Annotated in this window: 14 protein-coding genes; 11 read left to right on the forward strand and 3 right to left on the reverse strand. The window is 44.4% G+C overall.

From position 1 onward, the window contains the following. Positions 1-14 precede the first annotated feature (14 nt). Together ruvB and BUB52_RS09705 are read right to left on the reverse strand one after the other, a co-directional pair. Positions 15-1,049, reverse strand: a complete 1,035-nt coding sequence (gene ruvB / locus BUB52_RS09700; protein ID WP_009121940.1) for a Holliday junction branch migration DNA helicase RuvB — start codon at positions 1,047-1,049, stop codon at positions 15-17. Between the two features lie 40 nt (positions 1,050-1,089). Then, positions 1,090-1,857 carry a DNA alkylation repair protein gene (locus BUB52_RS09705; protein ID WP_009121941.1) on the reverse strand — a complete coding sequence of 256 codons (768 nt, stop codon included), beginning with the start codon at positions 1,855-1,857 and terminating at the stop codon, positions 1,090-1,092. Between the two features lie 131 nt (positions 1,858-1,988). On the opposite strand from BUB52_RS09705, the gene BUB52_RS09710 reads away from it, so the two are divergent. The 9 genes from BUB52_RS09710 (at position 1,989) to deoC (ending at position 11,349) form a co-directional block, all read left to right on the forward strand. Beyond that, positions 1,989-2,993, forward strand: a complete 1,005-nt coding sequence (locus BUB52_RS09710; RefSeq protein ID WP_009121942.1) for a M20/M25/M40 family metallo-hydrolase — start codon at positions 1,989-1,991, stop codon at positions 2,991-2,993. 26 nt (positions 2,994-3,019) lie between these two features. After that, positions 3,020-4,252, forward strand: coding sequence for a nucleoside recognition domain-containing protein (locus BUB52_RS09715; RefSeq protein ID WP_009121943.1), 1,233 nt, complete (start codon positions 3,020-3,022; stop codon positions 4,250-4,252). Positions 4,253-4,371: 119 nt separating this feature from the next. Further along, positions 4,372-4,785: an rRNA maturation RNase YbeY gene (ybeY, locus tag BUB52_RS09720; protein ID WP_009121944.1), complete on the forward strand. Its 414-nt coding sequence runs from the start codon at positions 4,372-4,374 to the stop codon at positions 4,783-4,785. A gap of 414 nt (positions 4,786-5,199) precedes the next feature. Continuing rightward, positions 5,200-7,074, forward strand: a complete 1,875-nt coding sequence (mnmG, locus tag BUB52_RS09725) for a tRNA uridine-5-carboxymethylaminomethyl(34) synthesis enzyme MnmG (protein WP_009121945.1) — start codon at positions 5,200-5,202, stop codon at positions 7,072-7,074. A gap of 56 nt (positions 7,075-7,130) precedes the next feature. Then, complete coding sequence (locus BUB52_RS09730) at positions 7,131-7,655, forward strand: adenine phosphoribosyltransferase (protein WP_009121946.1); 525 nt, start codon at positions 7,131-7,133, stop codon at positions 7,653-7,655. 101 nt (positions 7,656-7,756) lie between these two features. Continuing rightward, positions 7,757-9,577, forward strand: a complete 1,821-nt coding sequence (gene uvrC, locus BUB52_RS09735) for an excinuclease ABC subunit UvrC (RefSeq protein ID WP_009121947.1) — start codon at positions 7,757-7,759, stop codon at positions 9,575-9,577. 92 nt (positions 9,578-9,669) lie between these two features. Continuing rightward, positions 9,670-10,122, forward strand: a complete 453-nt coding sequence (gene dtd / locus BUB52_RS09740) for a D-aminoacyl-tRNA deacylase (RefSeq protein ID WP_009121948.1) — start codon at positions 9,670-9,672, stop codon at positions 10,120-10,122. Then, positions 10,122-10,457 carry a nucleotide pyrophosphohydrolase gene (locus BUB52_RS09745; protein WP_009121949.1) on the forward strand — a complete coding sequence of 112 codons (336 nt, stop codon included), beginning with the start codon at positions 10,122-10,124 and terminating at the stop codon, positions 10,455-10,457. Before dtd ends, BUB52_RS09745 begins: the two co-directional genes overlap by 1 nt. Further along, positions 10,447-11,349, forward strand: coding sequence for a deoxyribose-phosphate aldolase (deoC, locus tag BUB52_RS09750; protein WP_009121950.1), 903 nt, complete (start codon positions 10,447-10,449; stop codon positions 11,347-11,349). The genes BUB52_RS09745 and deoC overlap by 11 nt, the downstream gene beginning before the upstream one ends. 73 nt (positions 11,350-11,422) lie before the next feature. On the opposite strand, the gene BUB52_RS09755 is transcribed toward deoC, so the two are convergent. After that, entirely contained in the window at positions 11,423-12,397 is a 975-nt protein-coding gene (locus BUB52_RS09755; protein WP_009121951.1) for a polyprenyl synthetase family protein, read from the reverse strand. Positions 12,398-12,483: 86 nt separating this feature from the next. Between BUB52_RS09755 and polA the strand changes: the two genes are divergently transcribed. Next, entirely contained in the window at positions 12,484-15,342 is a 2,859-nt protein-coding gene (gene polA / locus BUB52_RS09760) for a DNA polymerase I (RefSeq protein ID WP_009121952.1), read from the forward strand. A 277-nt stretch (positions 15,343-15,619) separates the two neighbouring features. Beyond that, the gene (locus tag BUB52_RS09765) at positions 15,620-16,003 is read left to right on the forward strand and encodes a DUF3836 domain-containing protein (protein ID WP_009121953.1); all 384 of its coding nucleotides are present in this window, start codon (positions 15,620-15,622) and stop codon (positions 16,001-16,003) included. The last annotated feature ends 236 nt before the right edge of the window (positions 16,004-16,239 follow it).

The raw sequence follows: 16,239 nt of genomic DNA on the forward strand, positions 1-16,239 counted from the left end.
CTTAGCTTTCTTTCTCACTCATTATCAAATAACGTCTTTTGGCTGCTGTAAAGGCTGCGCCCCAAATGTTTATAGGCCAGTTCCGTTACTTCACGGCCACGAGGAGTACGCTTCAGGAAACCTTCCTTTATCAGGAACGGTTCATAAACCTCTTCGATGGTGCCTGCATCTTCACCCAAAGCCGTAGCAATAGTCGTCAGGCCTACCGGACCGCCTTTGAATTTATCGATAATCGTACAAAGTATCTTATTGTCTATCTCATCCAAACCGTACTTGTCAATGTTGAGCGCCTCGAGCGCAAAATTAGCGATTTCCGTATCGATACTGCCCGAACCTTTCACTTGCGCAAAGTCTCTTACACGACGCAGCAAAGCATTGGCAATACGCGGCGTACCCCGGCTTCGGCCTGCGATTTCCGAAGCAGCCCTTGTGGAGCAGGGTACGTCCAATATGTTTGCCGAACGGCGGATGATGCCGCCCAACACATCATCGTCATAATATTCCAAATGAAGATTGATACCGAAACGGGCACGTAGCGGAGCTGTCAGCAAACCGCTACGAGTGGTAGCGCCCACCAAAGTAAACGGATTCAAATCAATCTGTATGCTTCGTGCCGACGGACCTTTATCTATCATGATATCAATACGGTAATCTTCCATAGCCGAGTACAGATACTCTTCCACTACGGGGCTCAGCCGATGTATTTCATCAATGAAAAGCACATCGTTCGGTTCCAGACTGGTGAGGACACCCGCCAAATCGCCCGGCTTGTCGAGTACCGGACCGGAAGTAATCTTGAAACCCACCCCCAATTCGTTGGCTATAATGTTGGAAAGCGTAGTTTTTCCCAATCCGGGAGGGCCATGCAGCAATACATGATCCAAGGCTTCTCCTCTGAGACGGGCGGCCTTCACGAAAATACGCAAATTATCAACGACCTTATCCTGTCCGCTGAAATCCTCAAAGTTCAGAGGGCGGAGAGCATTCTCAAAGTCACGCTCTTTGCTGGTCAGCTGATGCTCGCGTATGTTAAAATCTTCTTGTTCCATTCAAAATCAGTATATATAGCGACAAAGATAAAGAAATCTTTCAACGTTTCATAAACTCCTTCCTTTCTTCTTCCGGGAATTTCTCTATGGCATAGCGCAACATCGTACGTGGCATCACCTTACAATGTTTCTCGAGAAACTGCACCAGCAAGTCCTTATCTCTCTTTCCCATTTCACGCAGCATCCAACCTACCGCTTTCCGCATCAAATCGTGCGAATGATGCAGCAACCGCTCCGAAAGGGCCAGAATATCGGCGAAATCACCGTTCTTGATAAGCGTGTAAGTAGAAACCACCGCAATACGTTGCTCCCAAAGCAATCCACTGTCCGCCAAGCGATAAAGGTCTTCTCGGGATTTATCTTTCAGATATTCCCCCACAATGCCCGGGGCAGACAAGTCTACCAAATCCCAATTATTGATACGGTCCGTCTGCGACAGATAGAAATCATAAATAAGTTTTCTGTCCTTGTCATCGCCTTTCCTGAAGCGCTCTACCAACATCAGCAAAGCGCAAAGCCGACACTCGTGCCACTGACTTTGCAACAGCTCCGCCATCACATCAAAAGGAGCGTCCTTGTATTGTTTTGCCACCGTACGGGTATTCGGAACCACTACACCCAGAAATTTATCCCCCTCACCGTACTGCCCCTTTCCCGTCTTAAAAAAACGGGGAAGATATTCTCTTTTCACCGGATCGGCATACGCCTCCAATTCTCTCCGGATATCTGCAACAGTAACCGCTACTTCTTCCGTTGAAATCGGATTATTTTGCAATGCATCTTCCGATAGGATTTTCCTTTTTCTCATTACTCTACCTTTGATTTACATGTACTTGAATTGCTTTGCCAACGGACAAAAATACGACAAATCTATAGAAACTATGAAAAGTTATCTTTAATTTTGCAACAGATATGCTTAGTTATTAAAAACGGAACAATATGCATAAAGTGTCTTTAGGAACCGCCTGCCTCCTTTTTTCCATACTGTCTTTGCATGCGCAATCCCCGCTTGAAAAAGGATTGCAAAGCATCAACCGTACTTCCGCAGAAGCAATCGTGGAATTTCTGGCCGATGATGAACTGCAAGGACGTGAAGCAGGTATGCACGGTTCGCGAGTGGCGGCCCGCTATATCGTATCCCGTCTGAAACAAGACGGCATCCGCCCTTTGGATGAAAACGGCTATTACCAGTCTTTTGAGGCATGCAGCAAAGAAAGACAACAACGCGGGCGCTGGCAGGTACACCTTGACTCCGTTGCAATCCTCAAGCAAGGCACACACCGTTCGCTGAAAATGAATAATGTGCTGGCATACATTCCCGGCAGACGCAGCGATGAATATGTCATTATAGGCGCTCACTTCGACCACTTAGGTGTGGACGAAACGTTGGCTAATGACAAGATATATAACGGTGCAGACGATAATGCCTCCGGAGTTTCCGCCGTATTACAGATAGCACATGCGTTTATCCTCAGCGGACAAAAGCCACTGAGAAACGTCATCTTCGCTTTTTGGGACGGAGAAGAAAAGGGATTACTCGGCTCAAAATATTTCGTACAGCATTGTCCGTTCCTTAAACAGGTAAAGAGTTATCTCAACTTTGACATGATAGGACGTAACAACAAGCCTGAACAACCGCAGCATGTGGTCTACTTCTACACAGCCGCCCATCCCACTTTCGGCGATTGGCTTAAACAGGATATCGCCCGTTACAACTTGCAACTGCAGCCCGACTACCGTTCTTGGGACAATCCTGTGAGCGGAAGTGACAATGCCTCGTTCGCCCTGTCCGGCATTCCTATTATCTGGTATCATACCGACGGTCATCCCGACTATCATCAGCCATCGGACCATGCCGCATCGCTAAACTGGGAGAAAATTGTAGAAATAACCAAGGCATCCTTCCTCAATGCATGGAATCTTGCCAACGAAAGTAACTATTAACATTTAAGAAAAAAGGGTAAGGACACATGGTTTTAAATTACATCTGGGTAGCATTTTTCGTAGTCGCTTTCATTGTAGCACTCTGCAAGCTCCTGTTCATGGGAGATACGGATATATTTACGGAACTTGTCAACTCTACATTCGACTCCTCCAAGACAGCATTCGAAATATCGTTAGGACTGACCGGTATTCTGTCCTTATGGCTGGGTATCATGAAAATCGGTGAAAACAGCGGTATGATAAACGCGCTTTCACGCTGGTTGAGCCCTGTGTTCTGCCGTCTTTTTCCGGAAATACCCAAAGGGCACCCTGCCATGGGTTCTATCTTCATGAATCTTTCCGCCAACATGCTGGGATTGGACAACGCCGCCACTCCCATGGGATTGAAAGCCATGAAAGAACTTCAAGAACTGAATCCGAAGAAAGACACCGCTACCAACCCGATGATTATGTTTCTTGTAATGAACACGTCCGGACTGATACTGATACCCGTCAGCATCATGATGTACCGCTCGCAAATGGGCGCCGCACAGCCTACGGACATTTTCATTCCCACACTGATTACGACCGCTATCTCTACTATTGTCGGTGTAGCCGCCGTCAGCATTGCACAACGGATAAACCTACTGAACAAACCTATTCTTATTCTGATCGGTTGCATCAGTCTGTTCTTTTCCGGACTTATTTACTTATTTACCCAAATAAGCCGCGAAGAAATGGGGATTTACTCCACGCTGGTTGCCAACATCATACTCTTTTCCATCATCCTTCTTTTTATCTTGTGGGGATTATGGAAGAAGATTAATGTGTACGACGCTTTTATAGAAGGAGCCAAAGAAGGATTTACAACCGCCATACGTATCATCCCCTATCTGGTAGCTTTCCTCGTTGGAATCGCCGTTTTCCGTACTTCGGGGGCAATGGATATAATAGTAAACGGCATCGGTTACGTCGTCGGATTATTCGGAGCGGATACCAGCTTTGTAGGTGCGCTGCCTACCGCATTGATGAAATCATTAAGCGGCAGCGGAGCCAACGGATTGATGATCGACACAATGAAACAATACGGCGCCGATTCTTTTGTCGGCCGTATGAGTTGCGTGGCACGCGGCGCTTCGGATACTACTTTCTACATCCTTGCCGTTTATTTCGGCAGTGTAGGTATCACAAAAACCCGTAATGCTGTTACCTGCGGCCTGATAGCGGACTTTTCCGGTATCATTGCCGCTATTATCATCAGTTATATGTTCTTCTTTTAAAAACAGGAAATTGAAAAGGGGCACAAAGATACAGGGAAGAAAATTGAAAAAAGCGAAGGAGTTTTTCCGTATCTCGATATCTTTGCAGTTCTGTATTCAATATAAATAAATGCAACAATATGATAAGTTATCAGACAGACGGTGTTGAAATGCCCGCAATCAAGAAACGTGAAACTACGGAATGGATTAAAGCCGTGGCCGCCACTTATGAAAAAAGAGTCGGTGAAATCGCCTATATCTTCTGCTCGGACGAGAAAATCCTTGAAGTAAACCGCCGGTATCTCCAACACGATTATTACACGGACATCATCACCTTTGACTATTGCGAAGGTAATCGCCTGAGCGGTGATCTTTTTATCAGCCTCGACACGGTACGTACCAATGCCGAACAGTTTGCCGGTAATGATTATGAACGGGAACTATATCGTGTCATCATTCACGGCATCCTGCACCTATGCGGCATCAATGATAAAGGTCCGGGAGAGCGGGAGATTATGGAAGCAGCCGAAAACAAAGCGCTCGCTATGCGATAAAGGATAAGAAGCAAAACATAACATATTATTAATCAATATATTAAACCTAATACAAATAATATATTTCTAACACCTTTCGAGTAAAAAGTATTAGAAATACAACCAGTATATTAGCATTAATAAGTAAAAATGCACTACTATCTTACAAAAAGCTCCATACTTCCTTAATATTACATCCAAAATAAACATAATACCCCTTCTTTCAATTCATTGTTTTATCCTATACATAATCCTCCTTTATTATATTCTTTAGAAGGAAGAGAGGTTCTATAAGCTGCGAGTCTGCATTACACACAAGGAATACGGAAGGTTTCAAAGGAAGTATTTCCTAAGAATTCACAAGGAAAAGAGGGAAATTGCGGCTATAAAATAACTTTTTAGTACCTTTGCAAGGTTTTAAAAGAGATTGAACGAATGGAGTTTAAGTATGACGTTATTGTAATCGGCGCCGGGCATGCCGGCTGTGAAGCCGCTGCCGCTGCCGCAAATCTGGGCTCAAAGACCTGTCTTATCACAATGGACATGAATAAGATAGGTCAAATGAGTTGTAACCCTGCCGTCGGCGGCATTGCCAAAGGACAGATTGTACGCGAAATAGACGCTTTAGGCGGATATATGGGATTGGTTACCGATAAAACAGCTATCCAGTTCCGCATATTAAACCGTTCCAAAGGCCCTGCCATGTGGAGCCCGCGTGCTCAATGCGACCGTAACAAATTCATTTGGGCATGGCGTGAAATCCTGGAGAATACTCCCAACCTGCACATCTGGCAAGACACCATATGCGAAATTCTCGTTGAAAACGGTGAGGTAGTTGGGCTCACCACCCTTTGGGGAGTAACTTTCCGCTCCAAATGCGTTGTACTGACTGCCGGAACTTTCCTGAACGGATTGATGCACGTAGGACACACCATGCTTCCGGGTGGGCGTATGGCAGAACCCGCATCATATCAACTGACCGAATCCATCGCCCGACATGGCATCACATACGGACGAATGAAAACGGGAACTCCCGTACGCATCGACGGACGGAGCGTACACTACGAAGATATGGACATTCAAGACGGGGAAAACGACTTCCACAAGTTCTCCTTTATGAACAACGGCGTACGCCATTTGAAGCAACTCCCATGCTGGACTTGTTTTACCAACGAGGAAGCGCATCGTATCCTTCGTGAAGGATTGCCGGACTCTCCCCTTTTCAACGGACAGATTCAAAGTATAGGCCCCCGTTATTGCCCCAGCATAGAAACCAAAATCGTAACCTTCCCCGACAAAGAACAGCACCAGCTTTTCCTGGAACCGGAAGGTGAAACGACACAGGAACTTTACCTGAACGGCTTTTCTTCTTCCTTGCCGATGAACATACAGATTGAAGCGCTGAAAAAGATTCCCGCATTCCGCGATCTCGTTATTTACCGTCCCGGCTACGCCATAGAATATGACTTCTTCGACCCTACACAACTAAAACACACGTTGGAAACGAAGAAAATCAAAAACCTTTTCTTTGCCGGACAAGTAAACGGAACGACCGGTTATGAAGAAGCAGCCGGACAAGGAATCATTGCGGGTATCAACGCACATATCAACTGTCATGGCGGCGAACCTTTTACACTTGCACGCGACGAAGCATATATAGGCGTATTAATCGACGATTTGGTAACCAAAGGCGTTGATGAACCTTACCGCATGTTTACTTCACGTGCGGAATATCGCATCCTTCTCCGTATGGATGATGCCGATATGAGACTTACCGAAAGAGCCTGGAAACTGGGGCTTGCCCAAAAAGACCGCTACGAATTATTAAGAAGTAAACGTGAAGCCGTTACAAACATTATAGAGTTTACCCGGAATTATTCGATGAAACCGACACTAATAAACCCGGTATTGGAACAACTCGGTACTACTCCACTCCGTCAGGGATGCAAATTGATAGACCTAATAAATCGTCCGCAAGTAACTTTGGAAAATATGGCAGAGCATGTCAGCGCTTTCCGTCGGGAACTGGATAAAATTACGGACAGAAAAGATGAAATTATCGAAGCGGCAGAAATACTTATAAAGTACGAGGGCTACATCGGACGTGAACGAATCATAGCAGATAAGCTGGCACGATTGGAAAGTATAAAAATTAAAGGGAAGTTTGATTATAATTCCATTCAATCCCTTTCTACCGAAGCCCGACAGAAGTTAGTTAAGATCGACCCGGAGACAATAGCCCAAGCAAGCCGAATTCCGGGAGTATCGCCGAGTGACATCAACGTATTACTGGTACTTTGCGGGAGATAAGCGCTAACGTTCCACGTGAAACAAAGAATTCAATAAACGTATTAAATAAATTGATTATGAGCAAAGAAACACTTGCCAAGAACATTCGGGAAATTCCTGACTTTCCAATCCCCGGAATTTTATTCTACGACGTAACTACACTGTTTAAAAACCCGTCTGCACTGCAAGAACTTTCGGATACCTTGTATGAAATGTACAAGGATAAAGGAATAACCAAAGTAGTAGGTATAGAATCCAGAGGTTTTATCATGGGGCCCATTCTTGCTACCCGTTTAGGTGCCGGATTCGTTCCCATGCGTAAACCCGGAAAGCTACCGGCAGAAACAATCGAGGAAAGCTACGATAAAGAATACGGCAAAGATACGGTACAGATACACAAAGATGCTATCGAACCGGATGATGTCGTATTATTGCATGACGACCTCCTGGCTACAGGTGGAACCATGGAAGCAGCCTGCAAATTGGTGAAAAAGATGAATCCTCAAAAGATATACGTAAACTTCATTATTGAATTGAAAGACTTACATGGAAAAGACTTATTCAGTAAAGATGTAAATGTAGAATCCGTATTGACTCTGTAAAAGGATAGGGTGATAAAGAGGTAAAATGGCAACCACCGCGTCGCTGCATCCGCCCCCTTTATCACCTTACCACTTTATCACCTTATCATCTTTTGTTATCAATGGAAGAGCTAAAAACAAATAATTATCTGAAAGGCATCGTTCTGAACCTTCCCGAAAGCCCCGGTATTTATCAATATCTGAACGCCGAGGGCACGATTATATATGTAGGGAAAGCGAAAAACTTAAAACGCCGGGTATCTTCCTATTTCAACAGAGAACATGAACCGGGAAAAACGCGTGTATTGGTTAGCAAGATTGCAGATATCCGGTATATCGTGGTCAATACGGAAGAGGATGCTTTGCTCCTGGAAAACAATCTTATCAAGAAATACAAACCTCGCTATAATGTATTGCTGAAAGATGATAAGACCTATCCGTCTATCTGCGTGCAGAACGAGTACTTCCCCCGCGTATTCAAAACACGAAGAATTATACGTAACGGTTCTTCCTACTATGGCCCATACAGCCATATACCATCCATGTATGCAGTACTCGATCTTATTAAACATTTGTACCCGTTACGCACCTGCAACCTGAATCTTTCTCCCGAAAACATTCGGGCCGGGAAATTCAATGTATGTCTGGAATACCACATCAAAAACTGTGCAGGACCATGTATAGGCAAGCAAAATCAGGAAGAGTACCTTAAAAACATCGCTGAAATAAAAGAAATACTCAAAGGCAACACTCAAGAAATAGAGCGAATGCTATATCAGCAGATGCAGGAACTTGCTGCGGAAATGAAGTTTGAGGAGGCACAGAAAATCAAAGAGAAATACCTGTTATTAGAGAACTACCGCTCTAAGTCAGAGGTGGTAAGCAACGTATTGCACAATATTGACGTATTCTCCATTGAAGAAGACAATGACGAAAAATCCGCATTCATCAACTATCTGCATATTACAAACGGAGCGATCAACCAAGCTTTCACTTTCGAATACAAGAAACGGCTGAACGAAACAAAAGAGGAGCTTCTTTCATTGGGTATTATTGAGATGCGCGAACGGTATAAGAGCCTTTCCCGCGAAATCATCGTACCTTTTGAGTTGGATATGGAACTTAAAGATGTCACATTTACCATCCCGCAACGCGGCGACAAGAAAAAGCTGCTCGAGCTTTCCATCCTTAATGTAAAACAATACAAAGCCGACCGTTTGAAACAAGCGGAAAAGCTGAATCCGGAACAACGCACAATACGCCTTTTAAAAGAAATTCAGCAGGAATTGCACCTCGACAGGTTGCCTATGCAGATAGAGTGCTTTGACAACTCCAACATTCAAGGTTCTGATCCTGTTGCGGCATGCGTTGTCTTTATTAAAGGAAAGCCGTCTAAAAAAGACTATCGGAAGTATAATATCAAGACTGTGGAAGGGCCCGACGACTATGCGTCCATGAAAGAGGTTGTCAAACGGCGTTATCAGCGCGCTATCGAAGAGAACTCCCCTCTACCCGACCTTCTTATCACCGACGGAGGAAAAGGGCAAATGAGCGCCGTAAAAGAGATTATTGATGAGTTGAACCTCGATATCCCTATTGCCGGGCTTGCCAAAGACGGGAAACATCGCACATCAGAACTGCTGTACGGTTTCCCGCCGCAGACAATCGGACTCAAACAAAACTCCCCCCTTTTCCGCCTGCTGACGCAGATACAGGACGAAGTACACAGATTTGCCATTACCTTCCATCGCGACAAGCGCAGCAAACGGCAGGTAGCTTCGGCCTTAGACGAGATAAAAGGGATCGGAGACAAAACCAAGAATGCCCTGCTAAAGGAATTCAAGAGTGTAAAACGCATCAAAGAAGCACCGGCGGAGGCGATTATCAAGGTAGTTGGCGAAACAAAAGCAAAAATCATAAAGGAGTATTTCACAGGTAAATAGTCTTTCAACACAAATTCCGGTCTTATACCGTGACAATCACGAATTTATTCGTAACTTTGCAACCCGCAAAATTAATTTTTTAGAACTAAAACATGAGAGTAGTTATACAACGTACCGGACATGCGTCTGTCACTATCAACGGAACTTGTAAGTCTGCCATTCAAAAAGGATTTATGATACTGGTAGGCATAGAAGAAACGGACGACAAGGAGGATATCGACTGGTTGTGTAAAAAGATTGTCAACCTGCGTGTCTTTGACGACGAGAATGGCGTTATGAATAAATCCATACTCGACATCAACGGTGACATACTGGTAATCAGCCAGTTCACGCTGCATGCATCAACCAAGAAAGGTAATCGTCCCTCTTATATCCGGGCAGCGAAACCGGAAATTTCTGTTCCGTTGTACGAACAATTTTGCAAAGAATTGAGTTTAGCATTAGGTAAAGAAATAGGTACCGGTGAATTTGGAGCCGATATGAAAGTAGAATTATTGAACGATGGCCCTGTGACCATCTGTATGGATACAAAAAATAAGGAATAATGACATTAAAAGAAGCACAACAAGAGGTAGATTTCTGGATCAAGAAATATGGAGTACGTTACTTTAGCGAGCTCACCAATATGGCCATATTGACCGAAGAAGTAGGTGAATTGGCACGAGTTATGGCACGCAAATATGGCGACCAGTCTTTCAAGAAAGGAGAAGAAGACAACGTTGAGGAAGAAATTGCAGACGTCCTTTGGGTACTTCTCTGCATTGCAAATCAGACCGGGGTTGATATCACCGAGGCCTTTGCACGCAGCATAGAGAAGAAGACCAAACGCGACCAAACAAGACATATCAATAACCCTAAATTATCTGACCATGGAGAATAATGAATCCACCCAGAGCAAGTATGATGCCGCCTTGGCGAAGTACAACACCAATCTGAACGATGCGGAAATAGCTGCGGAAGTAGCTAAAATAATCGCAGAGAAAGTGCCTGCCAACAACACTCCGGAAGTAAAGAAATTCCTGTTCAACTGCATCGACCTTACCACTCTCAACAGTACGGACAGCGATGAAAGCGTCATGAAGTTTACTCAGAAAGTAAACCAGTTTGACGAAGAATTTCCCGATTTGAAGAACGTGGCGGCTATTTGTGTATATCCCAACTTTGCGGAAGTAGTAAAAGATACGCTGGAAGTGGAGGATGTAAAGATAGCCTGCGTATCGGCAGGGTTCCCCTCTTCACAGACTTTTATAGAAGTAAAGGTAGCCGAAACAGCCATGGCAATCATGGAAGGAGCCGATGAAATAGATATCGTAATTTCCATAGGAAAGTTCCTCAGCGGAGATTATGAAACCATGTGTGATGAAATACAAGAGCTGAAAGCTACCTGTAAGGAGCATCACTTGAAAGTAATCCTGGAAACCGGAGCTTTGAAAACGGCAGCCAACATCAAGAAAGCCTCTATCCTATCCATGTATGCAGGAGCCGATTTCATCAAAACTTCTACCGGAAAACAGCAGCCTGCCGCCACTCCGGAAGCAGCATACGTAATGTGTCAGGCTATCAAGGAATACCATGCGCTGACGGGTAATAAGATAGGTTTCAAACCGGCAGGTGGTATCAACTGCGTAAACGACGCATTAATTTATTATACCATTGTAAAAGAAGTGCTGGGTGAGGAATGGCTGAATAACGAACTGTTCCGCCTGGGTACAAGCCGTTTGGCAAATCTTCTACTTTCGGAAATCAAAGGCGAGGAAATGAAGTTCTTTTAAGAACCGCCACCAAATAAAAAGATAAGTTTCTCATCCTGTCATTCTTCGCTCCGCTTTGAATGGCAGGATGAAATTATTTTTCACGTTCCACTACATAATCCAGATAACAGACAAGCGCTTTCTTGACATCCGTATCCTCCATGGAAGCCAATAACGAAAGTGCCTTTTCTTTGAATTCCACCATGACTTTCGTAGCGTATTCAATGCCGCCATGCTCTTTGGTAAACTCAATCAATCGGGCTATTTCACCAGTTGTCGCCGTTCCGTTCTTCACTTTTACGGCAATCTCTTTTGCTTGTTTATCATGCGTTGAATTAAGGGCATACAATGCAGGCAAGGTCAGCTTTCCTTCCAGCATATCATTACCGGTAGGCTTACCTATTTCCTTACTTTCATAATAATCGAATATATCGTCTTTAATCTGAAAGCAAAGACCGATATATTCGCCAAAGAGACGTGCATATTCCGCCTTTTCATCGCTGGCTCCCACCGAAAGCGCACCTGCCTTCATACAGGCTGCAAACAGTACAGCCGTCTTCTTGCGAATGACGTCAAAGTAAATATCTTCGGAATATTCGGGATTACTGACATTGGAAAGCTGCAACAGCTCCCCTTCCGCCAAGTCCTGCCCCAAGTTTGAAACAACATCTATAATGGCGTAATTACGTGTCATCCCTACTTCCACCAAAGCCGTTGCCAGCAAATAATCCCCCGTAAGCACAGCCACCTTATTATTAAAGATAGCATTTACAGAGAGCTGTCCCCGACGTTCGGTGCTTTCATCCACTACATCATCATGCACCAGACTTGCCGTATGCAGGAGTTCCAAGGCAACCGCGGCATGGAGCGTTGCCGGACAAATCTCATTATACAGCTTCGCGGCAAGCAAAACCAGAATCGGACGCATCATCTTCCCATTCTTCTGCCGTATATGCGCAATTACGCTATTCAGCAAAAGATTAGAACTGGAAAGGCAACTGTCAAAATGCTTTTTGAAGTCTTCCAACTCCGCAGAAATCGGGGATTTTATGAGGGATATACTGTCCATACATCGCTATTTGAGCACAAAAATAGTAATAAAACAGTTAATACGGTATTTTTTTGTACTTTTACCATGAAAAAAAGGATAAATCTATGAATTCAACCGATAAACTTTTCTTGCTTGATGCCTACGCATTGATATATCGTGCTTATTATGCATTCATCAAAAATCCGCGAATCAACTCCAAAGGATTCAATACTTCCGCCATTTTAGGGTTTGTAAATACCCTCGAAGAAGTACTGAAAAAGGAGAATCCTACGCACATAGGAGTAGCTTTTGATCCTTCGGGGCCGACATTCCGCCACGAAGCTTACGAACAATATAAGGCGCAACGGGAAGAAACTCCCGAAGCTATCCGCCTTTCCGTACCTATCATAAAAGACATTATCCGCGCTTACCGCATTCCCATCCTGGAAGTCCCCGGTTATGAAGCCGATGATGTGATAGGTACCCTTGCCACCGAAGCCGGAAAGCAAGGTATCACCACCTATATGATGACCCCCGATAAAGACTACGGCCAACTGGTATCGGACAACGTGTTTATGTACCGTCCCAAACATAGCGGCGGATTTGAAGTCATGGGCATCGAGGAGATAAAAGCCAAATTCGATATCCAGTCCACAGAACAAGTCATCGATATGCTGGGACTGATGGGAGACTCTTCCGACAATATCCCCGGCTGTCCGGGCGTGGGCGAGAAAACCGCGCAGAAACTGGTAGCGGAATTCGGCAGCATCGAAAACCTGCTTGCCCATACCGACCAATTGAAAGGCGCGCTTAAAACCAAAGTAGAGGCAAACCGGGAAATGATTACTTTCTCCAAATTTCTTGCGACCATCAAAGTGGATGTGCCCATCAAGCTCGACATGAATACACTCGTCCGCGAAGAACCGAACGAAGAAGAACTTCGTAAGATTTTCGAAGAGTTGGAATTTCGCACGCTCATCAACCGTGTTCTGAAAAAGACGGATGCTCCCCTTCCCTCTTCTTCCAATTCCGCCGCACCCGATCCTTATGCCGGAACTCTGTTTGCCCAACCGACCGGGAGTGCAACTCCCGAAAATAACGGTCCCGTTCAAGGCGATTTGTTTGCAAATTTTGCAGGCGACGGGACGGATGGCGCAAAAAAATCAAATCTCACGCGCTTAGAAATGCTCGATGTAGACTACCAACTCATTGATACAGAAGAAAAAAGAAAGGAAATTATTCAAAAGTTACTTACAACTGAAATTCTCTCAATAGATACTGAAACTACCGGAACCGAACCAATGGAAGCCGAATTGGTGGGAATGAGCTTCAGTGACGCCGAAAACCGGGCTTACTATGTACCTGTTCCTGCAAATCGTGACGAGGCGTTAAAAATCGTAAACGAGCTTCGTCCTCTTTACGAAAATGAAAATTCCATGAAAGTAGGGCAAAATATCAAATACGATATGATTGTTCTCCAAAATTACGGAGTACAAGTAAAAGGGAAACTCTTCGACACCATGCTCGCCCATTATGTATTGCAACCGGAACTTCGGCACAACATGGACTACCTTGCCGAAATCTACCTGCAATATCAAACCATCCACATTGATGAACTCATCGGAGCCAGAGGCAAAAACCAAAAGAATATGCGCGATCTTCCGGCGGAAGATGTCTATCGTTACGCTTGCGAAGATGCGGACGTTACCTTAAAACTGAAGAACGTACTTGAAAAAGAATTGAAAGAACAGTCCGCCGAGCATCTCTTTTATGAAATCGAAATGCCGCTTGTACCGGTACTCGTCAATATCGAAAGCAATGGAGTGCGCATCGACACAGAAGCTCTCAGGCAATCGTCCGAACATTTCACGCTCCGTCTGCAGGAAATTGAAAAAGAAATCTATGCGCTGGCAGGCGGCGAAACCTTCAATATCGCCTCACCCAAACAAGTAGGCGAAGTATTGTTTGACAGACTCAAAATCGTAGACAAAGCCAAAAAAACCAAGACAGGCCAATATGTTACCTCCGAAGAAGTGCTTGAAAGTCTCCGGAGTAAGCACGCAATCATTGGCAAGATACTTGAGTACCGCGGACTGAAGAAGCTGTTAAGCACCTATATCGATGCATTGCCTCAGTTGATAAACCCACGTACGGGACGTATCCATACCTCCTTCAATCAAGCGGTGACCGCTACCGGACGACTCAGTTCCAGCAATCCGAACCTGCAGAATATCCCCATTCGTGACGAGGACGGCAAAGAAATCCGTAAAGCCTTCATTCCCGATGACGGATGCGAATTCTTCTCCGCCGACTACTCACAGATTGAACTGCGCATTATGGCGCATCTGAGCCAAGACAAGAATATGATTGACGCTTTCCTCAGCGGTTACGACATTCATGCAGCCACGGCCGCTAAAATATACAAGGTGGATATTAACGATGTAACGGCCGATATGCGCCGTAAAGCCAAAACCGCCAACTTCGGTATTATCTACGGCATCTCCGTATTCGGTCTGGCGGAACGTATGAACGTTCCCCGCCAGGAAGCCAAAGAACTGATAGACGGATATTTCGAAACTTATCCGCAAGTCAAAGAATATATGGACAGAAGCATACAGGTGGCACGCGAAAACGGATATGTAGAAACCATCTTCCACCGCAAACGCTTCCTGCCCGATATCAACTCACGCAATGCCGTAGTACGCGGTTATGCAGAGCGCAATGCCATCAACGCTCCTATCCAGGGAAGCGCTGCCGACATCATCAAAGTAGCCATGTCACTCATCTGTCAACGCCTTCAAAGTAACAATCTGAAAGCAAAGATGATTTTACAGGTCCATGACGAACTGAATTTCAGCGTTCCCGAGGCAGAAAAAGAGATTATACAGAAAATTGTAATCGAAGAGATGGAACGGGCATATCGCATGCTGGTACCCCTGAAAGCCGATTGCGGTTGGGGAAAGAACTGGTTGGAAGCACACTGATCCGGTCTATAACTTTATTTAACTTACAATCAGAAAGCAACAGAAGTAATCGCTTTAAAATACAGTTTGCTCACCAGAATATCCGGCATCCTCACTGCCGGATATTTTTTATTAATTAATCTTTCCAAAAAGAAAGCATATCCCATCCGTATAATCTGACATATTGATAAAATAAATCCCTATTATTTTATTTATGTCAATTTATTACGTACATTTGCAGCGTAATCAATGACATATTGATAGAAAATAGCAAGTACAACTCTAAAAACATAAAGCCATGAAAACTTTAAAAACTTTGATTTTATTCTCTTTTCTTTTTGTGTGTGGAATGAGCGCATCGGCAGACAACAAAAGTAACCTTATTTACAATTCGGAAGAAGTGAATGGAGTGAAGGTTGCTGAAACAGTTTATAAGATGGACGGCAGCACGCTTGCCAACTATATGAAGTACAATTATAAGTACGACGACCAGAACCGCATGACAGAAAACGAGGCACTGAAATGGAATGCCGTAAAGAATACATGGACCAATGATATGTGTATCCGTTATGCTTATCAGGGTAAATCGGTTACCACCACCTATTATAAATGGAACAACAAAAAGAATACATACATCCTCATCCCTGAGATGACGGTGACAATGGACAACCCTAACATGTAATCTATTCATTCTCTCTTAAATACACTTTAGTTGCTAACAATAACCCAAAACCTTTCTATAAACTAAAGAGCCGGAATACAAATGTATTCCGGCTCTTTTTGTATTTCCGCCTTCATAAGAGAGAAACGGCAGGCTTTGTGAAATTAGGATGATGGTGCCATAACAAGTGCATCACACTCTATAAATAAAGGATAAATTCGCCGCATACCGTCTTGTACGGCACAACGATTTTCTCC

Source organism: Bacteroides clarus YIT 12056, from assembly GCF_900129655.1.
Taxonomy (GTDB): Bacteria; Bacteroidota; Bacteroidia; order Bacteroidales; family Bacteroidaceae; genus Bacteroides; species Bacteroides clarus.